This window comes from Nonomuraea sp. NPDC049684, from assembly GCF_044465345.1.
In the GTDB taxonomy this organism is placed as follows: domain Bacteria; phylum Actinomycetota; class Actinomycetes; order Streptosporangiales; family Streptosporangiaceae; genus Nonomuraea.
In genome coordinates this window covers 275,003-301,331 of record NZ_JBITLO010000010.1, presented here as the reverse complement: position 1 = coordinate 301,331, position 26,329 = coordinate 275,003, and the positions used below count along the sequence as shown (strand labels likewise).

The following is a 26,329-nucleotide window of genomic DNA, read 5'->3' as shown; positions in this document are numbered from 1 at the left end:
TTACTGACCGAATGTTCGGTAAACACTTCCCCGTCCTGCCGAGCACTGTCAAGGGAGGGCCGGCGCAGCGGAGCTGTAAGGCCGTCTGTGGGGTATGTCCTGGGTCATCAGCGGGTCGGCCTCAGCGCGTGAGGAGAGACGATGATCAAGCCGTTCGCCTCGTCGGCGGATCTCGGTGAGAAGCGGCAGTCCCTTGAGGTGCTGGCGGAAGGCGTCTACGCGCTCACCGCCGAGGGCGACCCCAACGTGGGCGCGATCGAGGGAGAGGACTTCCTGGTCTGCTTCGAGGCCCTGGCCACGCCCACCGCCGCCCGCGACTGGCTGGCCAGGCTGCGCGAGCACACCGGCAAACCGGTCCGATACCTCGTGCTCTCGCACTACCACGCGGTCCGCGTGCTGGGCGCCTCGGCGTTCGGCGCGGACGTCATCGTGGCCCACGACAAGACCCGCGAGCTGATCGCCGAGCGCGGGGAGCAGGACTGGGCCAGCGAGTACGCCCGGATGCCCCGCCTGTTCAAGGACCCCGGCTCGATCCCCGGCCTGACCTGGCCCACCGCCACCTTCGGCGACACCTTCACCATCGACCTCGGCGGCGGCAGGGGCGACCTGGTGCTGGCCCACTGCGGGCGCGGCCACACCGAGGGCGACCTGGTGGCCTGGCTGCCCGAACGGCGCATCCTGTTCGCCGGCGACCTGGTCGAGTCGCAGGCCGCGCTCTACACCGGCGACGCCTTCCACCGCGAATGGGCGTCCGGCACGCTCGACCGCGTCGCCTCGTTCGGGGCCGAGACGCTGGTCGGCGGCAGGGGAGCGGTGGCCCACGGCAAGGCCGAGGTCGAGGCGGCCATCGCCCAGAGCCGCGACTTCCTCACCGTGATGCTGCGCGAGGTCGGCGCGGCGAGCGGGCTGAAGGAGGCGTTCGAGCGCACCCACCGGGCCCTGCGGCCGCGTTACGGCGGCTGGCCCATCTTCGAGCACTGCCTGCCCTTCAACGTCTCCCGCCTCTGGGACGAGCTCCACGGCGTCGAACGGCCGCGTGTCTGGACCGCCGAGCGCGACCGCGAAGTGTGGGACGAGCTCCAGTCATGAGGCCCGCGGAGTCCGTGCCGCAGGTCATCGTCGTGGGCGCGGGCCCGGTCGGCCAGACCGCCGCGCTGCTGCTGGCCCGCTGGGGCATCCGGGTGCTGGTGCTGGACCGGCGGCAGGCCCGCGACGGCGGCGGCTCGAAGTCGATCTGCCAGCAGCGCGACGTGCTCGACATCTGGGCCGCGGCGGGCGCGGGCCGGGTGGCCGAGGAGGGGCTGGCCTGGACCACCGCCCGCACGTACTACCGCGACCGCGAGCTGTTCTCCTGGTCCTTCGACGGCCAGGGCCCGCTGCCGCCGTGCGTGAACATCTCCCAGGCCCGCACCGAGCAGCTGCTCGACGAGGTCATCGCCGACCAGCCGCTCATCGAGGTGCGCTGGGGCCACGAGGTCACCGGGCTGGTCCAGGACCCGGCCGGGGTCGAGGTCCAGTGCGGGCAGCGGCTGCTGCGCGCCCCCTACGTGCTGGTCTGCGCGGGCGCGCGGGCCCAGCAGGTACGCCGGTCGCTCGGCGTCTCCTTCGACGGCGAGGCGTTCGACGACCAGTTCCTGATCTGCGACATCCGGGCGGATCTGCCCGGCTGGGAGAACGAGCGGCGCTTCTACTTCGACCCCGCGTGGAACCCGGGCCGGCAGGTCCTCATCCATCCCTGCCCCAACGGGACGTACCGGATCGACTGGCAGATCGCACCGGACTTCATCCCCACAGAAGCCGACATTTCGCAGAAAATCCGGCAAATCATCGGGGATCGGCCGTACGAGCTGATCTGGCACAGCACGTACCGGTTCCACTCGCGCATCGCCTCGCGGATGCGGGTCGGACGAGTGCTCCTGGCGGGCGACTGCGCCCACCTGGTGGCGCCCTTCGGGGCCCGCGGCCTCAACTCCGGCGTGCCCGACGCCGAGAACGCGGCCTGGAAGCTCGCCTTCGCGCTGAACGGCTGGGCCGGGCCGGAGCTGCTGGAGTCGTACCACGCCGAGCGGCACGCGGCGGCGCGGGAGAACCTGGAGGTGACCGCCGCCACCATGCGCTTCCTCGCGCCCAGGACGGACCGGGACCGGGCCAGGCGGCGGGAGGTGCTGGAGGGCGGCCTGGTCGCCGAGGTGGACTCCGGGCGCTTCGCCGAGCCGTACTGGTACGTGGACTCGCCGCTCACCACGCCCGAGCCGGGCCGGCCGTTCGGCGGGCGTCCGCCCAAGGGCGCGCTGTGCGATCCGGCCCCCGGAGTGATCCTTCTGGACGTGCCGCTGGCGAAGGGCAGACTGCGCGAGTTCTGCCGGGACGGTTTCCTCGTTCTGTTGGGCGATATGTGCGATTCGAGTTTGTTTGTGCAGGTCCTGGGCAAGGTCATTACGGCACCGCTCGCCGTCCGCGAGCTCACGGAGATGGATGCGACCGGCTCGCTCGCCGAAAGACTCGGTGCGCGGCCGGATGAAGCATGGGTGATCAGGCCAGATGCCCACATCGCCGCGATCATTCCCCGCGGGGGGCCGGACGAGGTCGCGGCCGCCGTGAGCCGCGCCTGCGGCTCTCCTCGACCTGAGCCCTAGGAGGACTGCGTGACCGGCCGTAGCTCGTTTCTGATCGTCGCGAACCGCTTGCCGGTCGATCGCACGATCGAGCCAGACGGAACGGCCTCGTGGCGCAGGAGCCCGGGGGGGCTCGTGACGGCCATAGCGCCCGTGATGAAGCGCCGCCACGGCGCCTGGGCCGGTTGGCACGGCGCGCCGGACGAGAAGCTCGAACCGTTCGAGCAGGACGGCATGAGCCTCATCCCCATCCCGTTGTCGGCCCGCGAGGTCGAGCTCTACTACGAGGGCTTCTCCAACGCCACGCTGTGGCCGCTCTACCACGACGTGGTGGCGCCGCCGGTGTTCGAGCGGGAGATGTGGGAGACCTACCGTTCGGTCAACGAGCGCTTCGCCGCGGCCGCCGCCGAGGCCGCCGAGGAGGGGGCCGTCGTCTGGGTGCAGGATTACCAGCTCCAGCTCGTGCCCGCGATGCTCCGGCGGCTTCGGCCCGACCTGCGGATCGGCTTCTTCCTGCACATCCCCTTCCCGCCCGTCGAGCTGTTCTGGCGGCTGCCCTGGCGCAAGGAGCTGGTCGAGGGGCTGCTCGGCGCCGACCTGGTCGGCTTCCAGCTGCCCGGCGGCGCCTCGAACTTCCGCAGGCTGTGCCGGCGGCTGCTCGGGCTGCCGTACAAGGGGAACGAGATCTTCCTGGACGACCGGGTGGTGACCACGCAGGCGTTCCCGATCTCGGTGGACTTCGGGCAGCTCGACTCGCTGGTGCGCGAGCCGCAGGTCGTGGCGCGGGCCAAGGAGATCAGGGGCGAGCTGGGCGATCCCGAGCACGTGCTGCTCGGGGTGGACCGGCTCGACTACACCAAGGGCATCGGCCAGCGCCTGGAGGCGTTCGGCGAGCTGCTCAAGGACGGCAGCCTGCGCCCGAACGAGGCGGTGTTCGTGCAGATCGCCACCCCGAGCCGCGAGCGCGTGGACGAGTACCGCAAGCTGCGCGACGACATCGAGCTGCAGGTGGGCCGGATCAACGGCGAGCACGCCCAGATCGGGGTGCAGCCGATCCAGTACTTCCACCAGTCCTACGGCCACGACGAACTGGCCGCGCTCTACCTGGCGGCCGACGTCATGGTGGTCACGCCGCTGCGCGACGGGATGAACCTGGTGGCCAAGGAGTACATCTCCTGCCACCACGACCTGCAGGGCGCGCTGGTGCTCAGCGAGTTCACCGGCGCGGCCGACGAGCTGCGGCAGGCGTACCTGGTGAACCCCTACGACATCGAGGACGTCAAGCGGCAGATGATCGCCGCCATGCGGGCCACGCCGCACGAGCTGGCCCGGCGGATGCGCACGATGCGCCGCCGGGTGGCCACCTACGACGTGGACCGCTGGGCGAGCGAGTTCCTCAGTGCCCTTGAGTCACCTGCTTCACAGACTTCCACGCGTCGTAGCGCTTCTTGGCGGTCCGGTTGACCACGATCTGCGCCACGGACATCCCGACGCCGGTGAGGATCGCGTAACCGATCGCCTCACCCATGCTGACCTCGGGCGAGTCGTCGTCGAGGGGCGGCTCCTTGCCGGTCGCCTTGACCCAGACGAACCCGAGGAGCTTCCTCATCCCCCACGCGGTCGCCATGCCCACCAGACCACCGATGACGCGCCAGGCGATGTCGGGTTTGTCCTCCGCCATGCCAACTCCCTTCCCCTATGTAACGAACACTAGTCTCTAACGCTTGCCGGGCCCCCGAAGCCGTACCATAAGGAGGCATGACTCAACAGCGACTACGCCATGCATCCATGCCGGAAAAGCCGACCCTCGACGGCTTGGAGCAGGTATGGGTAGCTCGCTGGCAGGAGGAGGGCACCTACCGCTTCGACCGGTCCAAGCCGCGCGAGCAGGTCTACTCCATCGACACGCCGCCGCCGACCGTGTCCGGCTCCCTCCACGTCGGTCATGTCTTCTCCTTCACCCACACCGACATCATGGCCCGCTACCAGCGGATGATCGGCAAGTCGGTGTTCTACCCCATCGGCTGGGACGACAACGGCCTGCCTACCGAACGGCGGGTGCAGAACGTCTACGGGGTGCGCTGCGATCCGTCGCTGCCGTACGATCCCGACTTCGTTCCACCGGACAAGCCGGGCAAACGTGAGATTTCTATTTCGCGGCGCAACTTCGTCGAGCTGTGTCACCAGCTCACGGCCATCGACGAGAAGGCGTTCGAGGAAGTCTGGCGCCGGGTCGGCCTGTCGGTCGACTGGGACCTGCTCTACACCACGATCAGCGACGAGTCGCGCGCGGTCTCCCAGCGGGCCTTCCTGCGCAACCTCGGCCGCGGCGAGGCCTACCTCGCCGAGGCGCCCACCCTGTGGGACGTCACCTACCGCACCGCGGTGGCCCAGGCCGAGCTGGAGGACCGCGAGTGGCCCGGCGCCTTCCACCGCATCTCCTTCTACGGCGAGCGCGGGCCGATCTGGATCGAGACGACCAGGCCCGAGCTGATCCCGGCCTGCGTCGCGCTGGTCGCCCACCCCGACGACGAGCGCTACAAGCCGCTGTTCGGCACGTCCGCGCTCACGCCGCTGTTCGGCGTCGAGGTGCCGATCCTGGCCCACCACCTGGCCGAGCCCGACAAGGGGTCCGGCATCGCGATGATCTGCACGTTCGGCGACGTCACCGACGTCACCTGGTGGCGCGAGCTGCACCTGCCCACCCGGCCGGTCATCGGCTGGGACGGCCGGCTGCTGCCCGAGCCGCCCGACGGCGTGGAGCCGGACCCGTACAAGGAGCTGGCAGGAAAGACCGTCCACAGCGCGCGCGAGCGCATCGTCGAGCTGCTGCGCGAGTCCGGCGACCTCGACGGCGACCCGCGTCCGGTGCAGCGTCCGGTGAAGTTCTACGAGCGCGGCGACAAGCCGCTGGAGATCGTCACCACCCGCCAGTGGTACATCCGCAACGGCGGGCGCGAGCAGGCGCTGCGCGCCCGGCTGCTGGAGCGCGGCAGCGAGCTGGCCTGGCACCCGCCGCACATGCGGGTGCGCTACGACAACTGGGTCGAGGGCCTGACCAGCGACTGGCTGATCTCCCGCCAGCGCTTCTTCGGCGTGCCGTTCCCGGTGTGGTATCCGCTGGACGAGGCCGGGAACCCGGTCCACGACGCGCCGATCCTGCCGGCCGAGGAGTCGCTGCCGATCGACCCGTCCTCCGACGTGCCGCCCGGCTACACCGAGGAGCAGCGCGGCGTGCCCGGCGGGTTCATGGCCGACCCCGACGTCATGGACACCTGGGCGACCTCGTCCCTGACGCCGCAGATCGCCGGGCGCTGGGCGACCGACGACGACCTCTACCGGCGGGTGTCCCCCTACGACCTGCGGCCGCAGGCGCACGAGATCATCCGCACCTGGCTGTTCTCGACGGTGGTCCGCTCCCACCTGGAGTTCGACGCGCTGCCGTGGAGCGACGTGGCGATCTCCGGCTGGATCCTCGACCCCGACCGCAAGAAGATGTCCAAGTCCAAGGGCAACGTGGTCACCCCGCTCGACCTGCTGGAGCAGCACGGCTCCGACGCCGTCCGCTACTGGGCCGCCAACGGCCGCTATGGGGTGGACACCACGTTCGACGTGGGCCAGCTCAAGATCGGACGGCGGCTGGCGATCAAGATCCTCAACGCCTCGAAGTTCGTGCTCGGCCTGGCCGGCACCGACGGCGAGGTCACCGAGCCGGTCGACCTGTCGATGCTGGCCGCCCTGTCCGACATGGCCCGCGAGGCCACGCAGGCGTTCGAGTCCTACGATCACACCCGCGCGCTGGAGGCCGTCGAGCGGTTCTTCTGGACCTTCTGCGACGACTACCTGGAGCTGGTCAAGGCGCGGGCCTACGAGTCGGGGCCGGCCGCCGCCTCGGCGCACGCGGCGCTGCGGCAGGCGCTCGACGTGCTGCTGCGGCTGTTCGCGCCGGTGCTGCCGTTCGTGACCGAGGAGGTGTGGTCCTGGTGGCGCGAGGGCTCGGTCCACCGCGCCGCCTGGCCGGCTCCCGAGCGCGGCACGGGCGACCCGGCGGTGCTGACCGTGGCCTCGGAGGTGCTGCGGCGCATGCGCAAGGCCAAGTCGGAGGCCAAGTTGTCGATGCGGGCCGAGGTGTCCAGGCTGACCGTCACGGGGCCCGAGGCCGAGCTCGTCCGGCAGGCCCAGGACGACCTGTGCGCGGCCGGAGTCGTCGAGGAGTTCGTCCTCGACGGCGGTGACGTGCTGACCGTCGAGGTGCACCTGGGCTGAGGCACGGCCGTCCGGCACGGGCGGTGAGGGCGCCTCCCTCACCGCCTTTCCGGCATCCCGGCGTTTTATCGGTGCGCATCCCGGGCCCGGACGTGCCAGTCTTGAACACGTGCAGATCGACCGCCCCACCACACTCGTACCGCCCGTGCTGGCCAAGATGGCCGCATGGTGCGGGTGCCTGATCCTCGTCGGCGTGGTCGTCTACTTCTTCGTCCAGGCCATCGCCAGGCTCACCTTCGTGGCGCTGCCCGTGGCGATCGCGCTGCTGCTGACCGCGCTGCTGTTCCCGCTGACCAAGAGCCTGCGGCGGGCGGGCCTGCGGCCCATCTACGCCACCTGGCTGACCATGCTCGTCGCGCTCGCCGTCCTGGCCGGCACCGGCTGGCTGGTCGGCGCGCGGGCCAGCGAAGAGTTCCCCAACCTGGTCACCCAGGTGCAGGCCACCGCGCGTTCGGTCCAGGAGTGGCTGATCACCGGCCCGCTGCATCTGAAGCAGGCCCAGATCACCGGCTACGTCGACGAGATCGCCACGATGGTCAACGCCCAGCGCACCGCCATCACCGGCACCGTGCTGTCGGCCAGCGCCGTCGCGATCGAGGTGCTCGCGTCCATCGTGCTGCTGCTGTTCGTGACGTTCTTCCTGCTCAAGGACGGCGACCGCATCTGGTCGTGGTTCCTGCGCGCCTTCGGCTCGATGTCGCCGCGGGTCGACCGGGCGGGCCGGGCGGCCTGGACCACGCTCTCCCACTACGTCCAGGGCACCGTGGCCGTGGCCGCCGTGCACGGCCTCATCATGGGCATCGTGCTGGCCGGCATGGGGGTGCCGCTGTGGGCGCCGCTGGCGGTGCTGATCTTCTTCGCCAGCTTCATCCCGATCGTCGGCATCTTCTTCGCCGGCACCGTCGCCACCCTCGTCACGCTCGGCGCCAAGGGCCTGGTCTACGCGCTGATCTTCCTCGGCATCCTCATCGTCGAGCAGCAGCTGGAGAACCACGTGCTCCAGCCGCTGATCGTGGGCAGGGCGCTCAACTTCCACCCGCTGGCGATCATCCTGGTGCTGTCGGTGGGCGGCATCCTGGCGGGCATCGCGGGAGCGGCCGTGGCCGTGCCGGTCGCGGCGGTGATCTACCGGGCGCTGCCGGAGCTGCGCCACAAACCGCCCGCCCTGCCGCCGCCGCCCCACCACGAGCCGCCGGCGGGGGAACCGCCGTCCGCCGGTGAGCCGCCCGCCGGTGCGCCGCCGTCCGGGGGTGCGCTTCCCGCGGCGGGGTGACGCGGCGCGGGCCGGGTGGTTCCGATCCGGTGTCGAGGGCGAGTCCGGGGGCCGCAGCGAGTAACCTCGTCACCCGTGACGCGTTCCTCCCTCACCACCCCGCCGCCGGACGCCTCGGCGCCCGCGGCCCATCCCGGCGCCCCGGCGCCGGGCAGTTCGCTCGGCTCCCACTACAGCCGCTGCTTCGGCTGCGGCGGCGACCACCCGACCGGCCTGCATCTGAAGGCCGCCACGCCGGACGGCGTCACGGTCGAGGCCGAGTTCACCGTGGGGGAGGCCCACCAGGGCGCGCCCATGCTCGCCCACGGCGGCGTGCTGGCCGCCGCGATGGACGAGGTCATCGGAATGTCCGTCTACCTGTTCCACAAGCCCTATGTGACGGCCCGGCTGGAGACCGACTACCTTCTCCCCGTTCCCGTGGGCACGACACTCCACCTGCGCGCCTGGTGCAACGGGATCACGGGCAGGAAGGCGTACCTTGAGGCTGAGGGGCGCGTCGGCGCCCCCGACGGACCGGTCGCCGTCCGCGCGGCTGCGCTGTTCATCGAGGTGAGCATGGAACACTTCGCCGAGCACGGCGACCTTGCGGCCATCGCCGCCGAGCACCAGGACTTCGAGGTGAACCCGTGAGCGACGTGGAGGTCCTCATCCAGCGGCTCGACACCGGGCTGCCGGTGCCGTCCTACGCCCACCCGGGCGACGCCGGCGCCGACCTCTACGCGGCCGAGGACGTCGAGCTGCTGCCCGGCGAGCGGGCCGTGGTCGGCACCGGCGTGGCGATCGCGCTGCCCGATGGCTACGCCGCGTTCGTGCACCCGCGCTCGGGCCTGGCGGCCCGCCACGGCGTCACGCTCGTCAACGCCCCCGGCACCGTCGACGCGGGCTACCGGGGCGAGATCAAGGTGACGCTGATCAACACCGACGCCAAGGAGCCGTTCCGCCTCCAGCGCGGCGACCGGGTGGCCCAGCTCGTGGTCCAGCGGGTCGAACGCGCGGCCTTCTACGAGGTCGAACGCCTGCCCGGCTCGGTGCGCGGCGCCAACGGATTCGGATCGACGGGCCGCTGAAGCGGCCGGCCCGAAGCAAGCCTGGGGCTCCGGCCCCGCGAACAGGGAGAGTGAGGAACGTGTTCCGACGTCGTCGTCGTGAGCAGCCGGAGACGGTGGCCGAGCAGGAGTCCCCGGCCCCCACCCGCGAGTCCGGCCCGTGGGACGCCGACGAGCCCCACCCCGACACGGACAGGATCGACCTCGGCGGCCTGCGGCTGCCGCACAACCCCGACTTCGACGTGCGCCTGGCCTCGCTCGGCGACCAGCACGTGGGCGTCGTCGTCCTGTACGAGGACAGCTCGCTGCAGCTCCAGGCCCTGGCCGCGCCGCGCTCGGGCGGCCTGTGGGACGACGTCCGGACCAAGATCGTCGCCCAGGCCAAGACCCTGGAGGAGCGGGAGGGCCCGTTCGGCGTCGAGCTGGCCGGCGAGGTCGCCATGGAGGGCGGCAGCCGGGCGGCCCGCTACATCGGCATCGACGGTCCGCGCTGGTTCCTGCTGGCCGCCATCACCGGTCCAGGCGCCCTCGACGAGCGCGTCTGCGGGGCGTTCATCGACTTCGTCAAGGACGTCGTGGTCGTGCGCGGCGACGAGCCGATGGCCCGCGAGGAGCCCATCACGCTGAGCCGTCCGCACGAGCGGCAGGCCGGCGAGCAGGAGGAACGCCCGGCGTTCAGCCCTTTGAAGCGCGGCCCGGAAATCAGCGAGACCCGCTGAGCGTTCCATCTCCGGGGCCCCCCGGCCCGGCCCGGCGACAATCCCAAGACCCCCCATCGGCTATTCGCTGACGGCTTACCATCACATAGGCTGAACCATCATGAGTACGGCAGAGCCTCCGAAACGCGGGGGATTGCGCGGCTTCTTCAGCCGGCTGGCCACGACCCAGTCGGAGATCGAGGCCCAGGAACTGCGGGAAGACGCCGACGAGGTCGGCGCGACGCCCATCGTGTCGTGCGGCGGGCGCCGCAGGTTCTGTGTAGCGGGTACGCTACGTACGGTGACATTGCGTCCGAGGGGCGGCGCCCCCGCCCTGGAGGCCGAGCTGTACGACGGGTCCGACGTGATCGACCTGGTGTGGCTCGGCCGCCGCAAGATCGTCGGCATCGAACCGGGCCGCACGGTCAAGGCCGAGGGCCTGGTCAGCATGCAGGACGGGCGCAAGGTGATGTTCAATCCGCGATACGAACTGCGCCCAGGGAGTTGATCAGGTGAGTGCTGAGGCGGAAGAGGCCGCGCACGAGACCGTCGAGGCGGCGGTGCGAGCCCAGCTCGCCAAGGCCTTCGGCGGCGTCCGCGGCATCATCGAGGCCGCGGTGCCGACGATCGCCTTCACGGTCTCGTGGATCGTCACCGAAGACCTGAAGACGTCGCTCATCGTCAGCATCTCGCTCTCGGTGGTGCTCCTGCTGGTCAGGGTGGTCCAGCGGTCCACGCCGCAGTTCGTGATCAACAGCCTGATCGGCATCGCCATCGGCGCCTTCTTCGCCAGCCGCACCGGCAACGCGAAAGACTACTTCCTGCCCGGCATCCTGTGGAACGGCGCGTACTCGCTGGGCATGCTGGTGTCCATCGTCACCCGCTGGCCGGTCGTCGGGTTCCTCATCGGCTCGGTCACCAACGACCCGGTGGGCTGGCACAAAGACGCGGGCGTCGTCCGGCTCTGCACGCGGCTGACCTGGCTGCTCATGGTGCCGTGCGTGGTGCGGGTGGCCGTGCAGGGCCCGGTCTACCTGTTCGGCGGCGGTGACGAGGCGGTGGCCGCGCTCGGCTTCGCCAAGATCGTGATGGGCTGGCCTCTCCAGGTGGCGGCCCTGGCCGCGATGCTCTGGCTGCTCGGCCGCGGCCGTACCCCCATCAAGCCCCCGGTCGCCCCGGCCTGATCGTGCCGGGCCGAGACGTGTGCGCCCGTGCACCTGGCGTGAGCGCATTGCATCGGTAGCGTAGATGCATGACAGCCGAAGCGGTGATGGTGTCACCCGAGTCCCGGAGCCGGGACCGCGAGCGTAAGCCGGCTCTCTATGCCGCGGCTGGGATCCCGCACTTCTGGCGGGTCGAGGACGACGGCGGCGAGCCCGTCGTCTACGTCTACGAGCGGGACCCCGCCACCCGTGGCTACGCGCTCACCGGCATCCACCACGACAGGCTCAAGCTGACCGTCCCCTTCGACCTCGACGTCGATCTGAGCCGCGTCCATCGCCCCTGACCCCCCGACCCGCCATGATGCTCGGATGAGCCATGGACGAGGGCCCCTGGCGGGGCGGGTGGCGGTGGTGACCGGGGTGAGCCGCCGGGCGGGCATCGGGTTCGCGGTGGCGCGCGAGCTGCTGGCGTCCGGCGCGCGGGTCGCGGTGCAGTCCTGGACCCCGCACGACGCCGGCCGGCCCTGGGGCAGCGACCCTGCGGGCATCGACGGCGTGCTGGCGGCGCTGGGCGGCACCGGTGACGACCTGATGCACGTGGAGGCCGACTTCGCCGACCCCGACGCCCCTGAACGCGTGATGGAGCAGTCCGCGGACCGGTTCGGGCACGTGGACGTGCTGGTGGCCAACCACGCGCGCAGCTCCCGCCAGACGCTGGCCGAGCTGACCGCCGCCGAGCTCGACCTGACGTGGGCGGTCAACGCGCGGGCCGGCGTGCTGCTGACGCAGGCGTTCGCCGCCCGGCACGACGACCGGCGGCCGGGTGGGCGGGTGATTTTGTTCACCTCCGGCCAGCACCTGGCGCCGATGCCGGACGAGCTGCCGTACGCGATCAGCAAGGGCGCGATCCACCAGATGACGCTCAGCCTGGCCGACGCGCTGGCCGATCGCGGCATCACGGTCAACTGCGTCAACCCGGGGCCGGTGGACACCGGCTGGGCGGGCCCGGAGCTGGCCCGCCAGGTCGGGAACGCCTTGCCGGCGGGCCGGTGGGGGCGTCCCGAGGAGACCGCCCGGCTGGTGCGCTGGCTCGCCACGGACGAGGCCGCCTGGATCACGGGCCAGGTCATCAACTCCGAGGGCGGCTTCCGCCGCTGGGTCAGGTGACCCAGGAACCCACCGGGACGGCGCTCGCGGGCGGAACGCCGGCCGGGACCGGAAGGTCGGCAGGCGTGGGAGTCTGGGGAGGATGAGGGGGAATGTGGTGGGCTGGGTGGTGGCGCGGCTGTGGAAGGCGCTGGGCGGGCGCCTGCGCTGGCGGGTGTTGTGGCTGACCCACGCCACCTTCATGGTCGGCGTCACCGGCCTCGTACGCGACCCCGACGGCCGGGTGCTCGTCCTGCGTCACCGGCTGTGGCAGGAGGGGCGGCAGTGGGGCTTCCCCACCGGGTTCGCCCGGCGGGGCGAGACGTTCGAGGGCACGGTCGAGCGCGAGGTGTTCGAGGAGACCGGCCTGCGCGTGCGCACCGGCCGGCTGCTGCGCGTGCGCAGCGGGTTCGGGCTGCGGGCCGAGGTGGCCTACGAGGCCCGGCTCGTCGGCGGCACGCTCAGGATCGACCCGCTGGAGATCCTCGAAGCCCGCTGGGTCACCGCCGACGACCTGCCCGAGGGCATGCAGGGCGCCCACCGCGACCTGCTCATCCCGAGTACGCCCACCCCGACCACCGACTGACCGCGACCACGATCACCGGCCCCTCGGGCGGCCGCCGGCGGTACTGGTCGTACTTGCCGGCCAGCGCCCGCAGGGCGGCGTCGTGGTCGCCCCCGTGGCCTCCCCAATCGCCGCCCTCGTGGATGGTCGCCGTGCCGTCGGCGCGCGCCCACCACAGCCTGGCCCAGTCGTCCTCGTAGTGGTCGGCGAGCAGGCTGACCCGCGGGTTCGCCCGGATGTCGCGCAGCCGCGCCAGCTCGCGGGTGCGCTTCGGCTTGTGGTCGACGGCGGTGACCACGTCGTCACCCAGGACGGCGAAGGTGACCGGCACCACGCGCGGCACCCCGGCCGCGTCGGCCGTCGCCAGGCGGGCGACGCGGGCGCCCTCGAACAACGACCGGGCGCGGCCGGCGTCCATGACCGGGCTCAGCGCTGCGAGAGCAGGTGGGCGAGCTCCTCCTCGACCTCCTGGCTGGCCACGAACAGCAGCTCGTCGCCGGCCTCCAGGGGGTCGTCGGCGGTGGGCACCAGCACCCGGCCCTCGCGCAGGATCGCCACCAGCGCGGAGTCGACCGGCCACGGCACCGAACCGGCGCGCTGGCCCACCACCGGGGCGTCCTCGGCCAGCGTCAGCTCGACCAGGTTGGCCTGGCCCTGGCGGAACGTCATCAGACGCACCAGGTCGCCGACGCTGACCGCCTCCTCCACCAGCGCGCTCAGCAGCCGCGGCGTCGAGACGGCGACGTCGACGCCCCACGACTCGTTGAACAGCCACTCGTTGTTGGGGTGGTTGATGCGGGCCACCACGCGCGGCACGCCGTACTCGGTCTTGGCCAGCAGCGACACCACGAGGTTGACCTTGTCGTCGCCGGAGGAGGCCACCACGACGTGGCAGTTGCCGAGCCCGGCCTCGTCGAGCGAGGCGATCTCGCACGCGTCGGCTAGCAGCCACTCGGCGCGCGGCACGCTGTCGATCTTGATCGCCCGCGGGTCGACGTCGATGAGCAGGACCTCGTGGCCGTTCTCCAGCAGCTCGGCGGCGATGGAACGGCCCACGGCGCCCGCGCCGGCGATGGCGATGCGCATCAGTCGTCCTGTTCCGGCGCCGCGGCGAGCACCTTGTTGATCCGGTCCATGTCGTTCTCGGCCGCGATGACGTGGAGCAGGTCGCCCTCCTGCACCACGGTGTCGTCGGTGATGGTCAGGGCCTCGCCCATGCGGTTGATGAAGGCCACGCGGGCGCCGGCCCGGCTCTCCAGGTCGACGACGCGGGTGGCGATCCAGGCCGGGTTGGCGGCCACCTCGGCCAGCACGACCGTGCCCGTGGGGTCGCGCCACAGCGGCTCGGCGCCCTCGGGGAGGATGCGGCGCAGGATCTGGTCGGCCGTCCAGCGGACGGTGGCTACCGTGGGGATGCCCAGCCGCTGGTAGACCTCGGCCCGCCGGGGGTCGTAGATGCGGGCCACCACGTTGTCGACGCCGAACGTCTCGCGGGCCACGCGCGCGGAGATGATGTTGGAGTTGTCGCCGCTGGAGACGGCGACGTAGGCGGCCGCCGACTCGATGCCGGCCTCGGTGAGCACGTCGCGATCGAAGCCGACGCCGGTCACCCGCCGCCCCCGGAACCCCGCGCGCAGGCGGCGGAACGCCTGCGGGTCACGGTCGATGATGGCGACGGAATGGCCGCTGTCCTCGAGGATGTGGGCGAGGGTCGAACCGACCCTGCCGCATCCCATGATCACAATATGCATACTCCCCCGCACTTCGCGGTCGGCCGGTTGCTCGACACCAGTATGGCCCGATGGGGGAGCGCCGCGTTTAGGGCATCGGCATGCGGCTAGCATCTCGTTACGTGGCGAAGGTAACGGATCTTGTCAAACGCGTGCTCGTGGGACGTGCCCTGCGAAGCGGGCAGCTCCACGAGCAACTCCTGCCCAAACGCATCGCCCTGCCGGTCTTCGCCAGTGACGCGCTGTCCTCGGTCGCCTACGCCCCGCAGGAGATTTTGGTCATCCTGTCGCTGGCGGGCGTCTCGTTCTATTCCTACAGCCCGTGGATCGCCGTCGCCGTCGTGGTGGTGATGCTCACGGTGGTGGCCTCGTACCGGCAGAACGTGCACGCCTATCCGAGCGGCGGCGGCGACTACGAGGTGGCCACCACCAACCTGGGCAAGAACGCGGGGCTCACCGTCGCCAGCGCCCTCATGGTCGACTACGTGCTGACCGTCGCCGTGTCGGTGGCCAACGGCGTCGACTACGTCGGCGCGACCATCCCGTTCGTGGCCGAGCACCGGCCCGCGATCGCCATCATCATCGTGATCCTGCTCACGGTGGTCAACCTGCGCGGCATCCGCGAGTCCGGCGCCGCCTTCGCCGTCCCGACGTACGCGTTCATGTTCGCGGTGATCGGCCTGGTCGCCTGGGGCGGCATCCGGCTGCTCGTGTTCGGCGACGAGCTCCAGGCGCCCAGCGCCGGGTTCACCATCCGGCCCGAGCAGACCAACCTGGCCTCCTTCGCCGCGGCCTTCCTGATCCTGCGCGCCTTCTCCTCCGGCTGCGCCGCGCTGACCGGCGTCGAGGCCATCAGCAACGGCGTGCCCGCCTTCCGCAAGCCCAAGAGCAAGAACGCCGCCACGACCCTGCTCATGATGGGCCTGATCGCCATCACCATGTTCGGCGGCATCATCGCGCTGGGGCTGGCCTCCGGCGTGCGGGTGGCCGAGCCGAGCGTCGTCGCCCACGACCTGCTCAGGCCGGACGGCACCCCGGTCGGCGAGGGCTACTACCAGCAGCCGATCATCTCGCAGGTGGCCGACGCGGTGTTCGGCGGCGGCTCGCTGCCGTTCGTGGTGATCTCCGCGGTGACCGCGCTCATCCTGTTCCTGGCCGCGAACACCGCCTTCAACGGCTTCCCCGTGCTCGGCTCGATCCTCGCCCAGGACCGCTACCTGCCGCGCCAGCTCCACACCCGCGGCGACCGGCTGGCCTTCTCCAACGGCATCATCATCCTGGCCCTCGGCGCCTGCCTGCTGCTGTGGGGCTTCCAGGCCGACGTCAGCCGCCTGCTCAACCTCTACATCGTCGGCGTGTTCGTCTCCTTCACGCTCAGCCAGACCGGCATGGTGATCCACTGGACCCGTCACCTGAAGACGGAGACCGACCGCCAGGTCCGCCACCAGATGCACCGCTCGCGCGTGATCAACTTCTTCGGCGCCATCATGACCGGCCTGGTGCTGATCGTCGTGCTGCTGACCAAGTTCCTGGTCGGGGCGTGGATCGTGGTGATCGCGATGCCGGTGCTGTTCCTCATGATGAAGGGCATCCGCCGCCACTACGACAAGGTCGCGACCGAGCTGGAGCTCACCGACGACTACGAGCCGGCCATGCTGCCGGCCCGCAACCACGCGATCGTGCTGGTCTCCAAGATCCACAAGCCGACCATGCGGGCGCTGGCCTACGCCCGCGCCACCCGGCCCTCCTCGCTGGAGGCCATCACGGTCGGCGTCGAGGGCGAGGAGGCGCGCCAGCTCCAGGAGGACTGGGAGCGGCGCGGCATCCCGGTGCCGCTGAAGATGCTCGACTCGCCCTACCGCGAGATCACCCAGCCCATCCTCGACTACGTCAAGACCCTGCGCCGCCGCTCGCCGCGCGACGTGGTCACCGTCTTCATCCCCGAGTACGTCGTCGGCCACTGGTGGGAGCATCTGCTGCACAACCAGAGCGCGCTGCGGCTGAAGGCCAGGCTGCTGTTCAAGCCGGGCGTCATGGTGACCAGCGTGCCCTGGCAGCTCCACTCCTCCGACCGGCTCAAGGGCCGGCCCGAGCCGTACGCGCCGGGCGCGGTGCGCCGTCCCTGGCACCAGACCGTCCAGGACGAGGGTGAGATCAAGGCGCGCTGACCAGCGTCCGCAGCCGCCACGTGTCGGACGCCGTCCAGCCCGGCGGCGCGGCGACGGCGGCCCACCCGTCCACGATGTTGGCGCCGTAGCGGTGGCCGTGGCCGGGCGGCACGGACATCGCCGCCGTCATGTCCACCAGCACCTGCCAGAACGTCACCAGCGGGAACCAGTTCATCTGCGGGTTCACCCCCGGCCCCCGCGTGCCCTCCAGCCAGGCGGGCCGGTGGTAGATCAGCGTGGGCGACCACCACACGACCGGGTCGGTGGCGTTCTGCAGGTAGACCACCCGCGGCGGCGGCCACGGGCTCGGGGGGCGCCACAGGTCGGCCGGGTGCTGGGCGAAGCGGGCCGTCCTGCCGCCCTGGTAGACCGGCCGCCAGACGGGGGTGCCGGGGTCGCGGTGGGTGGTGAGGTGGTTCCAGATGTGGTTGGCGTTGGGCGGGCCGACGAACAGCGCGCCGTCGGTCCGGGCGACCAGGTCGGTCAGGTCGCGGAAGGAGTTCTCCAGCTCGTAGGAGCCGAGGCTCTCGCCGGCGACCAGCAGCCGGGGCCGGTGGCCGGGCGGCAGCCGGTCCCACCTGGCGCGCACCGCCTCGAACAGGGCCCGCCCGGCGGCCGCCGCCTTGTGCCGGTCGGCTAGGAACGACACCCAGCTCGGCAGGTAGGAGTACTGCACCGCGACCATGGCGGTGTCGCCGTTGTACATGAACTCCAGCGAGTCGGCGATGTGCTGGTCGACCCAGCCGGTGCCGGTGGTGCCGAGCACCGCGAGCACCGGACGGCCGAAGCCGCCCGTCCGCTCCAGCTCCCGCACGGCGACCGCGGCCTGCTGCCGGGGCGAGGAGGTCGCGCCGAGGCCGACGTACACGCGGATGGGCTCGGTCGCCGTACGGCCGGAGAAGGCGGTCAGCTCGGAGACCGTGGAGGCGGTGCCGGTGAAGCGGCGGCCCTCGCGGCCCAGGGAGTCCCAGGCCACCAGCGACCCCGGCCCGCCGGACACCTTGGCCGAGCCCGGCCTGCGCACGCCCGGATGGGTGCCCTCGTTGGCGACCGAGGAGACGTCGCTCATCGTGTTGAGGAACCCCGAGAACAGCACGTCGTCGGCGAACACCGCGACCACCGAGGCGACGATCAGCACCCCGGCGATGTGGCCCACGTAGGCGGGGACGTACCGGTCGAGCCAGTCGATCAGCCTGCGCCCGGCCAGCCGGACGAGACGGGCCAGCAGCAGGCACAGCGCGAACAGCGTGACCGCCACCGCCAGGATCACCGGCGGGAACCAGGTGATCCGGGTGTCCATGCCCATGAGCGCCCGCACGTCGCGCTGCCAGTCGATGCTGTACCAGAGCGCCACGACGGTCAGCCCCGAGCAGCCGCCGATCATGATCTGCCAGGCGGCCCGCCGTCCACGCTCCGGCAGCCGGTACGGGATCGCCGCCCGTCCCAGCGCGCCCGCCGTGGCCCCCACGCCGTAGCCGAGGATGCCGGTGACCGCGCCCATCACGCCCTGGAACAGCCACGTGCGCGGCAGCAGCGAGGGCGTCAGGGAGGCGCAGGCGAACAGCACGGCCAGCAGCGTGCCCCCGAATCCGAGCCGCCGGCGCACCACCCGACTTCTGTCCATCATCACCCACAGTAGTGACTCAAGTCCGGAAAGTGGGCGTCCGGGGCGCGAGGCGGGGCACGCGGACGCCGCCCGTGGCGGCTCACCATAGGGTGGGGGTGTGGAACAGGCATCTCTGGAGCTGACGGTCGGTCCGGTCGCGCATGGCGGCTGGTGTGTGGCACGCCATGAAGGGCGGGTGGTCTTCGTCCGGCACGCGTTGCCCGGCGAGCGGGTGATCGCCGACGTGACCGAGGAGACCAGCCGGTTCCTGCGCGCCGACGCCGTGGAGATCCTGGAGCCCTCGCCCGACCGCGTCGTCCCGCCCTGCCAGTACGCCGGCCCCGGCCGCTGCGGCGGCTGCGACTGGCAGCACGCCACGCTGGAGGCGCAGCGCCGGCTCAAGGCCCAGGTCGTGGCCGAGCAGCTGCACCGGCTGGCGGGCATCGAGCGCGAGGTCGTCGTGGAGGAGGTGCCCGGCGCCAAGGACGGGCTCGGCTGGCGCACCCGCGTGCAGTTCGCCGCCACGCCCGCCGGCGAGTTGGGCTTCCGCCGGCACCGCTCGCACGAGATCGAGGTCGTCGACGCCTGCCTGATCGCCCACCCCGAGGTCGAGGCGGTCGCCGCCGAAGACCACGAGTGGCCCGGCGCGGCCGGCATCGAGGTCATCGCCTCCGCCGGCGGCGACCGTGCCGTGGTGGTCTCGCCGCGCCCGCGGCGCAGCGTGAGCGTGCCCGAGCTCGACGCGCCCGCCTCGATCCTGCTCGACCAGGGCAAGGGCCGCACGGTGCCGCGCCGCGGCTCCGGCGTGCTGCACGAGCGCGTGGGCGACCGCGAGTTCCGGGTCGCGGGCAGCGGCTTCTGGCAGGTCCACCCGGGGGCGGCCGAGACGCTGCTCGACGCGGTGCTGGCCTACGCCGCGCCCGAGCCGGGGGAGTGGGCGCTCGACCTCTACTGCGGAGTCGGCCTGTTCGCGGCCGGGCTGGCCGAGGCGGTCGGGCCCGAGGGGGCGGTGTTCGGGCTGGAGTCCGACGCGGCGGCCGTCCGCGACGCCCGCGCCAACCTGCGCGACCTGCCGCAGGCCAGGGTCGAGCGCGGCCGGGTGGAGGAGGCGCTCGACCGGTTCCAGATCGAGCGCGCCGACCTCGTGGTGGTCGACCCGCCGCGGTCCGGCCTCGGGCGCGAGGTGGTGGAGCGCGTCGCGGGGCTGGAGGCGCTGCGCATCGTCTACGTCTCCTGCGACCCGGCGACGCTGGCCAGAGACCTCAAGTGGCTGGGCGAGCTGGGCTACGAGCTGACCGACCTGCGCGCCTTCGACGCCTTCCCGATGACCCACCACGTCGAATGCGTGGCGCTGCTGGTGAAGCGCTGACGGCCGCGCCCGGCCAAGGCGTGACCTCATCGTGACGGTTTGCCGGATCCCCGGGCGGGTGAAGCTGTCTATCGTGCATCCATGGTCGCCTCCGGAGGCGCGGGCCGCCCAGGATCGGGCAGGCCGCCGATGACGCCGCTGACGATGAGCCATCGGCACCTGCCCGGCGTGACCGTGATCGAGGTGTGCGGTGAGGTCGACGCCACCAACCACACGCGATTACGGGAGCACGTCCGGCAGGCCAGGGCGCGGCCGGCCGATCACGTGGTGTTCGACCTGAGCGCGATGACGTTCATGGACAGCTCGGGGCTGCACGCCCTGCTCGCCTGCCACCAGGAGGCGAGCGCGCACGACGCGCGGGTCTACCTCGCCGCCCCGCAGGGCGCCCCCGCCCGGCTGCTGGAGATCACCGGGGTCGACGCGCACCTGCCGGTCTACCCCACCGCCGACGCCGCCGTGGCCGCCGCCGCGGCCGATCCGCCCCGCTGAGCCTTTGGTCACGCCCGTCCAGACCAAGGACGGACGCGCCGCGCGGGGAGGCGTCCCTAGCGTCGGGGCATGACGCAAACCATCCTCGCCGGACGCGTTCAGGAGATCGACGCCGTACGCGGGTTCGCGCTGGCGGGCATCCTGGTCGCGAACATCGGCTTCCTGGCCGACCCGGGCTACGCGCTGTCGGGCGCCATGCCCATCCCCGACGGGCCCGTGGCTCTGGCGATCACGGCCTTCGTGCTGACGAAGTTCTACATCATCTTCTCGTTCCTGTTCGGGTACTCCTTCACGCTGCAGATGCGGGCGGCCGAGCGGGCGGGGGCGAGCGTGCGGGCCAGGACGCTGCGCCGCTGCCTGGCGCTGTTCGTCATCGGGCTGGCGCACGGCCTGCTGCTGTGGATCGGCGACATCCTCACCCTTTACGCCGCGCTCGGCCTGGTCCTGCTGGCCCTGCGCGGGCTCCGGCCGAGGACGGCCGTCATCGCCGGGTCCTCGATCATCGGCGCGCTGACCCTGTTCTGGCTGGCCCTCGCCTGGCTGTCCACCCTCGACCCGGCCGCCGGGCAGCCCGCCGCGGCCGACCCGGCGGCGGCCGCCCGCGTGCTGGCCCTGGCCACCGGCGGCCCGCTGGACTTCCTGACGATCCAGGCCGAGCTCTACCCGCCGCTGGTGGCCACGATCTGGCTCTTCCAGGGGCCGACCGCGCTGGCGATGTTCCTGTTCGGGCTCGCGGCCGGCAAGTCGAGGCTGCTGGAGGGCCTCGGGCAGCGGCCCCGCCTGCTGGCCCGCGTCCAGTGGGCCGGCTTCGGCGTCGGACTGCCCGGCGGCGTGCTGTACGCCTGGACGTCCGGCCGGGGCGGCGCCGTCGAGCTGGTCGGCGGCGCGGTCAACACGCTCACCTCGATCCTGCTGGCCGCCGCCTACGTCGCCACCCTGCTCCGGCTGATCGGCCGCTTCCCGGCGGCGGGCCGCGTCCTGGCAGCGCCGGGACGGGTGGCCGCCTCCAACTACGTCGGCCAGTCGCTGCTCATCGCCCTGGTCTTCACCGGGTACGGGCTCGCCCTCGCGGGCAGGCTGTCACCGGTCGCGGTGATGGGCGTCGCGCTGGTGATCTACACCGTGCTCGTGTGGGCGAGCGGACGCTGGCTGCGCACCCACCGCCACGGCCCGGTGGAGTACGTGCTGCGCCGGATCACCCACTGGCGCTGAGCTCACCGGCAGTGAGGTCACTCGCGCTGAGGTCACTCGCGCTGAGGGCGCTGGCGCCGACGTCAGAGCCAGCCCATGCGCTGGGCGGTGCGGATGGCCTCCAGCCGGTTCTGGGCGTTGAGCTTGGTCATGGCGCTGGACAGGTAGTTGCGCACGGTGCCCTCGGTGAGATGGAGCTCGCCGGCGATCCTGGAGATCGTCGCCCCGTCGCCCGCCAGGCGCAGCGCGTCGCGCTCCCGCTCGGTCAGCGGGCTGTCGCCGGCGGCCATCGCGGCGGCGGCCAGCTCGGCGTCCAGGTAGCGGCCGCCGGCCATGACCTTGCGGATCGCCATCGCCAGCTCCTCGGCGGAGGCGTCCTTGCCCAGGAAGCCGCTCACGCCGGCGGCCATCGCCCTGCGCAGGTAGCCGGGACGGCCCAGGCTGGTCAGGATGACGATCTTGCATTGGGCGCTGATCCGCTCGGCGGCGCTCAGGCCGTCCATGCCGGGCATCTCGATGTCCAGCACGGCCACGTCCGGGCGGTGTTCGGCGACCGCGTCCACGACCTCGTCGCCGCGGCCCACCTGGGCCACGACCTCGATGCCGTCCTCCAGGTCGAGCAGGGCGGCGATCGCGCCGCGGATCAGGTGCTCGTCGTCGGCGAGCAGCACGCGGGTGGTCATGCCGGCACCGCCGCGCGCAGCAGGTAGCCGCCGTCGGACGTCGGCTCGGCCCGCAGCACGCCGCCCGCCGCGCCGACCCGCGCGGCCAGGCCCGCCAGCCCGTTGGCCGCGTGCTCGCCCACCGGGCCGCTCACCCCGTCGTTGGACATCTCCAGGACCCCGTTCTCGATCGTGATCGTGCAGCGTTCGGCCTTGCTGTGCTTGAGCACGTTGGTGGCGCCCTCGCGGACGACGGTGGCGAGCAGGGTGCGCGCCTCCGGGGCCAGCGCCGTGGTGTCGGCCCGTACCGTGCAGCGGACCTCGGCCGCCTCCAGCACCGCCCGGACGCCGGCCAGCACCTCGTCCAGGTCGAGCGCCCGGTAGTTCTGCACCACGGTCCGCACCTCGCGCAGCGACCGCCTGGCCAGGTCGCGCACCTCGAACATGGCCCGCTCGGCGGCGGCCGGGTCGCCGGGCAGCGACTCGGCGGCGCGGGCGGTCCTGGCCGAGACGTCGGCGAGGCTCTGCCCGAGCAGGTCGTTGAGGTCGCGGGCGAAGCGCAGCCGTTCCTCCGACACGGCCAGCCTCGACCTGGCCTCCTGCCCTTCGTGCGCCTCCTTGGCCACCCGCCACAACCACAGGTTCGCCAGCATGCCGCCCACGCCGAGCCCGGTGAACACGGTCAGGACCGCCACCGCCGACAACATCTCCACGGGCAGGCCCATGGTCAGCGCGAGGACGACCACCAGGACGGCGATCCAGCCTGCCGACAGCGCGACGATCGTCCGCCGGCGGACGAAGGGGGCCAGCATCGCCAGCCACACCGGCACGGTGTACAGGATCGTGCCGGCCGCGAGGACCAGGGCGAGCACCCCGGCGACGGCCAGCAGCGCCGTCGGGCGCGGGCCGCCGCGCACGGCGATCCGGAACGGCCGCGTGGCCAGCGCCATGAAGACCAGCAGCAGCACGCCGGCGGCCACGAACACCTGCCGGGGCAGATCGACGTTCTGCGCGAGCAGGTACAGATTGTAGAAGCCGGTCGCGGACACCAGCAGGATGATGTCGGTGGAGTAGACGATCAGCCAGCGGACCTTGTCCAGCCGGGTCGGCCGCCTCACGCGGGCACCGCCGCGCGCAGCAGGAACTCGCCGGTGGGCGTCGGGGCGGCCGAGAGCGAGCCGCCCGCCGTGGTCAGGCGCTCCGACAGGCCGCGCAGGCCGCTGCCCGGGGCCGCGGCGAGGTCTTTGACGCCGTCGTTGCGCATCTCCAGCACGCCGCCCTCGATCGTGATCGCGCAGGTGGTGGCCGAGCTGTGCTTGAGCACGTTCGTGCCGCCCTCACGCACGACCCACGCCAGCAGCGCGCGCCCGGCGGGGGACAGGTCGCCGGCCCTGGTCTCGATCAGGCAGCGGGCGCCGGCCGCCTCCAGCGCCGCCCGTACGCCGGCCAGCTCGGCGTCCAGGTCGAGCGTGTGGTAGCCGTCCACGGCCAGTTGCACCTCGGCCAGCGAGCCGCGGGCCAGCTCGCGCACCTCGTCCATCTCGGCGAGGGCCCTGGCCTGGTCCTTGGTGGACAACTTGGCCGCCAGCTCGCTCTTCAGCGTGATCACCGACAGGCTGCGGCCGAGCAGGTCGTGCAGGTCGCGGGCGAAGCGCAGGCGCTCCTCGGCGATGGCCAGGCGCGCCTTGGCCTCCTGGCCGTCGTTGGCGTCCCTGATCGTCCACCACAGCCAGCGCCACAGCAGCATGGCCGCGACCATGAGCGCGCAACTGGCCGCCTCGGGGATCAGCGTGCCCGCCCACGATCGGTCGGTGATCGCCACGACGTACGCGCTGACCAGGACGGTCACCACGGCGCCCAGGCAGGCCGTGCCCCACAGCGGCAGGTAGAACGCGGCCGCCGACACCCACAGGACGCCGGTCTCCAGCCAGGTGGCCGTGCTCGCCAGCTCGTCGTGCGGCAGCAGCAGCACCGAGCCGGCCGCGCACACCCCGGACACCAGCAGCTTGGCCGTGGGCCGCGGGCGGTCGTCGAAGGCGGCCCGCAGCACGGAGGGGAACAGCGCGAACTGGCCCGCCAGGAAGGCGATCGCGAGCAGCGCCTGCGGGAGTCCCATCAGGCCCTGCGTGGCGTAGACGAGGACGAGGGTGACGAACACCAGGCCCAGGAGGACGACCATGACGTCCATCCAGTAGATGAGGATCTTGCGCGCGCTCTCGGCCCGGCTCGCCATCGTCTTTCTCACCCCCGGATTCGGGGAAAATCCTATGTCAGGAGTGGGTCCTCCAGAGAATGCGGGATATTTCCGGTTTTGGGGGTACGCCGCGCAGCGACAACCAGGCCAGCCCGTGCCGGACGGCGTACTCCGACAGTTTGCGGGCCTCCGGCTCGTCCAGATCGCCGGTCCTGGCGAGCACCGGGGTCAGGGCGAGCCGCTCCCACACCTGCTCCTCGCCGGGCAGGCCGTAGGCCCGCGCGAGCTGCCCGGCCGCCGCCCGCACGGCCGCTCCCAGCCTGCGCAGCCGTCCCTGCGGCCCGGTGCGCGGCTCCATCTCGGCCAGCAGCTCGACGGCGTCCACCCGGACGCCCTCCCGCCGGGTAGCGCGCAGCGCCGCCAGGTCGGCCGCGTCCAGCCCGTCGGGTGTCAGGCGCAGGATGAAGAAGACCCGCAGCGGCCGTTCCCTCTGGAGGGCGTGCAGCGCCCGCGCCCTGCGCAGCGCGATGGCCGGGTCGGCGGTATCGCGGAGCTCGAACCCCGCCGCGGCGGCCCCGAACGCGCCGACCGCCCTGCGGTAGGCGGTGGCCAGGCCGCCCGGCCTGGTGCACGTGACGGCCGGGTCTTCCCCGCCGGGCCCGCCGAACACCGGGAAGGCGTCACCGCCGGCCGCCCTCAGCCGGCCGAGCCCGGCGGCCACCGGGTCGCTCCCCGGCCCCGCCTCCCCCGGCGGCCCGGCCCACCGGACGAGGCAGCCGTCGTCGTCCGCGACGAGATGGCCGAGGGCGTACCGGGCGACGCCGGTGGCCCTCGCCCCGGCCGCCAGGTCGAACCCGGGGTCGCGCGCGGTGTCGACGAACCCCACGTACGAACGCGGCGGCAGCCGGACCTCCGCCGGCCGCTCCGGCGGCGCGAAGCGGACGGGAGCGGCGCCGGACGGCGGCGCGGGCTCGGCGCCCGCGGGCAACATCCGGATCGCCAGCGCCGTGGCTCCGGCGAGCGCGAGCGCGGCGAGCACCGCCAGCGGGCGGGGGAGCGTGCCGGGCTCTCTTGCTTTCCGCGACATATGCCACCCATCGTGATCGATCGGCTACTTTCAGCGGTTGCTGGTGAAGGTAGCAAGCGTTCGCCGGACGGCGCGGGGCTTTTCCGGTCGCCGTCCGATGTGGGCGGATAATGAGCCTCATGAAGCTGCGGATCTTCACCGAGCCCCAGCAGGGCGCCACCTATGACGACCTGCTCGCCGTCGCCCAGGCCGCGGAGCGCCTGGGGTTCGACGCCTTCTTCCGGTCCGACCACTACCAGCGCATCGGCCCCGGCGACCCCGGCGCCGGCTCCACCGACGCCTGGGTGACGCTCGGCGCCCTGGCCAGGGAGACCTCCACGATCAGGCTCGGCACGCTGGTGACGCCGGCCACGTTCCGGCTGCCCGGCCCGCTGGCGATCAGCGTGGCCCAGGTCGACCAGATGAGCGGCGGCCGGGTGGAGCTGGGCTTCGGCACCGGCTGGTTCGACGGTGAGCACTCCGCGTACGGCATCCCGTTCCCGCCGCTCGGCGAGCGGTTCGGCCGCTTCGAGGAGCAGCTGGAGATCGTCACCGGCCTGTGGACGGCGAAGGACTCCTACTCCTTCGAGGGCCGCTACTACCGGCTGGTCGACTCGCCGGCGCTGCCCAAGCCGGTCCAGCGGCCCCGCCCGCCGGTGATCATCGGCGGCTTCGGCGCCAAGCGCACGCCCCGGCTGGCGGCCACGTACGCCGACGAGTACAACGTGCCGTTCCGTACCCTGGCCGACACCGGGCAGGCGTTCACGCGGGTCCGGGAGGCGGCCGAGGAGGCGGGCCGCGGCCTGATCCTGTCGGCGGCGCAGACCGTCGTCGTGGGCGCCGACCAGGCCGAGATCGAGCGGCGCGCCGCCGCCATCGGCCAGGACCCCGGCATGCTGCGCGAGGGCGGCCTGTGCGGCACCCCCGAGGAGGTGCTGGCCAAGCTCGGCGCCTTCGCCAAGCTCGGGGCCGAGCGCGTCTACCTCCAGGTCCTCGACCTGGCCGACCTGGAGCACCTGGAGCTCATCGCCGCCGAAGTGCTGCCGCACGTGTAATTTCGTTGGCGGTGCTTCGTCCGGCTA

General features: G+C 72.2%; 26 protein-coding genes and 1 pseudogene. 18 read left to right on the top strand and 9 right to left on the bottom strand.

Annotation, left to right across the window (positions count from 1 at the left end):
- Nucleotides 1–141: 141 nt before the first annotated feature.
- From ACIBST_RS29955 to ACIBST_RS29945, 3 genes are read left to right on the top strand one after another with little or no spacing between them, the layout of a single operon-like run.
- Nucleotides 142–1,089: an MBL fold metallo-hydrolase gene (locus tag ACIBST_RS29955; protein WP_397176472.1), complete on the top strand. Its 948-nt coding sequence runs from the start codon at nucleotides 142–144 to the stop codon at nucleotides 1,087–1,089.
- Entirely contained in the window at nucleotides 1,086–2,636 is a 1,551-nt protein-coding gene (locus tag ACIBST_RS29950; protein ID WP_397176471.1) for an FAD-dependent monooxygenase, read from the top strand. Before ACIBST_RS29955 ends, ACIBST_RS29950 begins: the two co-directional genes overlap by 4 nt.
- Nucleotides 2,637–2,645: 9 nt before the next feature.
- Entirely contained in the window at nucleotides 2,646–4,079 is a 1,434-nt protein-coding gene (locus ACIBST_RS29945; protein ID WP_397176469.1) for a trehalose-6-phosphate synthase, read from the top strand.
- Here the strand turns inward: ACIBST_RS29945 and ACIBST_RS29940 are convergent.
- Entirely contained in the window at nucleotides 4,012–4,296 is a 285-nt protein-coding gene (locus tag ACIBST_RS29940; protein WP_352324039.1) for a DUF4235 domain-containing protein, read from the bottom strand. The genes ACIBST_RS29945 and ACIBST_RS29940 overlap by 68 nt on opposite strands.
- Before the next feature lie 107 nt (nucleotides 4,297–4,403).
- On the opposite strand from ACIBST_RS29940, the gene valS reads away from it, so the two are divergent.
- The 10 genes and pseudogenes from valS to ACIBST_RS29890 all read left to right on the top strand — a co-directional run bounded on the left by valS (nucleotide 4,404) and on the right by ACIBST_RS29890 (nucleotide 12,793).
- On the top strand, nucleotides 4,404–6,881 hold the full coding sequence (valS, locus tag ACIBST_RS29935) for a valine--tRNA ligase (RefSeq protein ID WP_397176468.1): 2,478 nt from the start codon (nucleotides 4,404–4,406) through the stop codon (nucleotides 6,879–6,881).
- A gap of 109 nt (nucleotides 6,882–6,990) precedes the next feature.
- Nucleotides 6,991–8,154, top strand: coding sequence for an AI-2E family transporter (locus tag ACIBST_RS29930; RefSeq protein ID WP_397176467.1), 1,164 nt, complete (start codon nucleotides 6,991–6,993; stop codon nucleotides 8,152–8,154).
- A gap of 75 nt (nucleotides 8,155–8,229) precedes the next feature.
- Nucleotides 8,230–8,784 (top strand): PaaI family thioesterase, encoded by a 555-nt coding sequence (locus ACIBST_RS29925; RefSeq protein ID WP_352324042.1) that lies wholly within the window; start codon nucleotides 8,230–8,232, stop codon nucleotides 8,782–8,784.
- Complete coding sequence (gene dut, locus ACIBST_RS29920; protein WP_352324043.1) at nucleotides 8,781–9,221, top strand: dUTP diphosphatase; 441 nt, start codon at nucleotides 8,781–8,783, stop codon at nucleotides 9,219–9,221. The genes ACIBST_RS29925 and dut overlap by 4 nt, the downstream gene beginning before the upstream one ends.
- 59 nt (nucleotides 9,222–9,280) lie before the next feature.
- Entirely contained in the window at nucleotides 9,281–9,919 is a 639-nt protein-coding gene (locus ACIBST_RS29915; protein WP_397176466.1) for a DUF3710 domain-containing protein, read from the top strand.
- A gap of 100 nt (nucleotides 9,920–10,019) precedes the next feature.
- Complete coding sequence (locus ACIBST_RS29910) at nucleotides 10,020–10,406, top strand: OB-fold nucleic acid binding domain-containing protein (RefSeq protein ID WP_352324045.1); 387 nt, start codon at nucleotides 10,020–10,022, stop codon at nucleotides 10,404–10,406.
- Nucleotides 10,407–10,410: 4 nt separating this feature from the next.
- Nucleotides 10,411–11,082: a DUF3159 domain-containing protein gene (locus ACIBST_RS29905; protein ID WP_397176465.1), complete on the top strand. Its 672-nt coding sequence runs from the start codon at nucleotides 10,411–10,413 to the stop codon at nucleotides 11,080–11,082.
- An 86-nt stretch (nucleotides 11,083–11,168) separates the two neighbouring features.
- Nucleotides 11,169–11,405 (top strand): annotated as a pseudogene (locus tag ACIBST_RS29900) (Uma2 family endonuclease); the annotation flags it as partial.
- A 25-nt stretch (nucleotides 11,406–11,430) separates the two neighbouring features.
- On the top strand, nucleotides 11,431–12,228 hold the full coding sequence (locus ACIBST_RS29895; RefSeq protein WP_397176463.1) for an SDR family oxidoreductase: 798 nt from the start codon (nucleotides 11,431–11,433) through the stop codon (nucleotides 12,226–12,228).
- Nucleotides 12,229–12,310: 82 nt separating this feature from the next.
- Nucleotides 12,311–12,793 (top strand): NUDIX domain-containing protein, encoded by a 483-nt coding sequence (locus ACIBST_RS29890; RefSeq protein ID WP_397176462.1) that lies wholly within the window; start codon nucleotides 12,311–12,313, stop codon nucleotides 12,791–12,793.
- On the opposite strand, the gene ACIBST_RS29885 is transcribed toward ACIBST_RS29890, so the two are convergent.
- Genes ACIBST_RS29885 through ACIBST_RS29875 form a run of 3 tightly spaced genes read right to left on the bottom strand, consistent with a single transcriptional unit; the run spans nucleotide 12,759 to nucleotide 14,523 of the window.
- Nucleotides 12,759–13,190 carry a TIGR03668 family PPOX class F420-dependent oxidoreductase gene (locus ACIBST_RS29885; protein WP_397176460.1) on the bottom strand — a complete coding sequence of 144 codons (432 nt, stop codon included), beginning with the start codon at nucleotides 13,188–13,190 and terminating at the stop codon, nucleotides 12,759–12,761. The two genes, ACIBST_RS29890 and ACIBST_RS29885, sit on opposite strands and share 35 nt — an antisense overlap.
- An 8-nt stretch (nucleotides 13,191–13,198) precedes the next feature.
- Nucleotides 13,199–13,858, bottom strand: coding sequence for a potassium channel family protein (locus ACIBST_RS29880; RefSeq protein ID WP_397176458.1), 660 nt, complete (start codon nucleotides 13,856–13,858; stop codon nucleotides 13,199–13,201).
- On the bottom strand, nucleotides 13,858–14,523 hold the full coding sequence (locus ACIBST_RS29875; RefSeq protein ID WP_397176456.1) for a potassium channel family protein: 666 nt from the start codon (nucleotides 14,521–14,523) through the stop codon (nucleotides 13,858–13,860). The genes ACIBST_RS29880 and ACIBST_RS29875 overlap by 1 nt, the downstream gene beginning before the upstream one ends.
- Before the next feature lie 80 nt (nucleotides 14,524–14,603).
- Between ACIBST_RS29875 and ACIBST_RS29870 the strand changes: the two genes are divergently transcribed.
- The gene (locus ACIBST_RS29870; RefSeq protein ID WP_397176454.1) at nucleotides 14,604–16,670 is read left to right on the top strand and encodes an APC family permease; all 2,067 of its coding nucleotides are present in this window, start codon (nucleotides 14,604–14,606) and stop codon (nucleotides 16,668–16,670) included.
- Here the strand turns inward: ACIBST_RS29870 and ACIBST_RS29865 are convergent.
- Nucleotides 16,657–18,297 carry an alpha/beta hydrolase gene (locus ACIBST_RS29865; protein WP_397176453.1) on the bottom strand — a complete coding sequence of 547 codons (1,641 nt, stop codon included), beginning with the start codon at nucleotides 18,295–18,297 and terminating at the stop codon, nucleotides 16,657–16,659. The two genes, ACIBST_RS29870 and ACIBST_RS29865, sit on opposite strands and share 14 nt — an antisense overlap.
- A 97-nt stretch (nucleotides 18,298–18,394) precedes the next feature.
- On the opposite strand from ACIBST_RS29865, the gene ACIBST_RS29860 reads away from it, so the two are divergent.
- The 3 genes from ACIBST_RS29860 to ACIBST_RS29850 all read left to right on the top strand — a co-directional run bounded on the left by ACIBST_RS29860 (nucleotide 18,395) and on the right by ACIBST_RS29850 (nucleotide 21,346).
- Complete coding sequence (locus ACIBST_RS29860) at nucleotides 18,395–19,645, top strand: class I SAM-dependent RNA methyltransferase (protein WP_397176451.1); 1,251 nt, start codon at nucleotides 18,395–18,397, stop codon at nucleotides 19,643–19,645.
- Between the two features lie 81 nt (nucleotides 19,646–19,726).
- Nucleotides 19,727–20,134 carry an STAS domain-containing protein gene (locus tag ACIBST_RS29855; protein ID WP_397176449.1) on the top strand — a complete coding sequence of 136 codons (408 nt, stop codon included), beginning with the start codon at nucleotides 19,727–19,729 and terminating at the stop codon, nucleotides 20,132–20,134.
- Between the two features lie 69 nt (nucleotides 20,135–20,203).
- Nucleotides 20,204–21,346, top strand: coding sequence for a DUF418 domain-containing protein (locus tag ACIBST_RS29850; protein ID WP_397176447.1), 1,143 nt, complete (start codon nucleotides 20,204–20,206; stop codon nucleotides 21,344–21,346).
- A 62-nt stretch (nucleotides 21,347–21,408) separates the two neighbouring features.
- Here the strand turns inward: ACIBST_RS29850 and ACIBST_RS29845 are convergent, their stop codons facing one another.
- From ACIBST_RS29845 to ACIBST_RS29830, 4 genes are read right to left on the bottom strand one after another with little or no spacing between them, the layout of a single operon-like run.
- Complete coding sequence (locus tag ACIBST_RS29845; protein ID WP_125646369.1) at nucleotides 21,409–22,008, bottom strand: response regulator transcription factor; 600 nt, start codon at nucleotides 22,006–22,008, stop codon at nucleotides 21,409–21,411.
- Nucleotides 22,005–23,105 (bottom strand): sensor histidine kinase, encoded by a 1,101-nt coding sequence (locus tag ACIBST_RS29840; protein WP_397176445.1) that lies wholly within the window; start codon nucleotides 23,103–23,105, stop codon nucleotides 22,005–22,007. The genes ACIBST_RS29845 and ACIBST_RS29840 overlap by 4 nt, the downstream gene beginning before the upstream one ends.
- Complete coding sequence (locus ACIBST_RS29835; RefSeq protein ID WP_397176443.1) at nucleotides 23,102–24,232, bottom strand: sensor histidine kinase; 1,131 nt, start codon at nucleotides 24,230–24,232, stop codon at nucleotides 23,102–23,104. The genes ACIBST_RS29840 and ACIBST_RS29835 overlap by 4 nt, the downstream gene beginning before the upstream one ends.
- Nucleotides 24,233–24,257: 25 nt before the next feature.
- On the bottom strand, nucleotides 24,258–25,268 hold the full coding sequence (locus ACIBST_RS29830; RefSeq protein ID WP_397176441.1) for a hypothetical protein: 1,011 nt from the start codon (nucleotides 25,266–25,268) through the stop codon (nucleotides 24,258–24,260).
- 119 nt (nucleotides 25,269–25,387) lie between these two features.
- Between ACIBST_RS29830 and ACIBST_RS29825 the strand changes: the two genes are divergently transcribed.
- Nucleotides 25,388–26,302: an LLM class F420-dependent oxidoreductase gene (locus ACIBST_RS29825; RefSeq protein WP_397176440.1), complete on the top strand. Its 915-nt coding sequence runs from the start codon at nucleotides 25,388–25,390 to the stop codon at nucleotides 26,300–26,302.
- The last annotated feature ends 27 nt before the right edge of the window (nucleotides 26,303–26,329 follow it).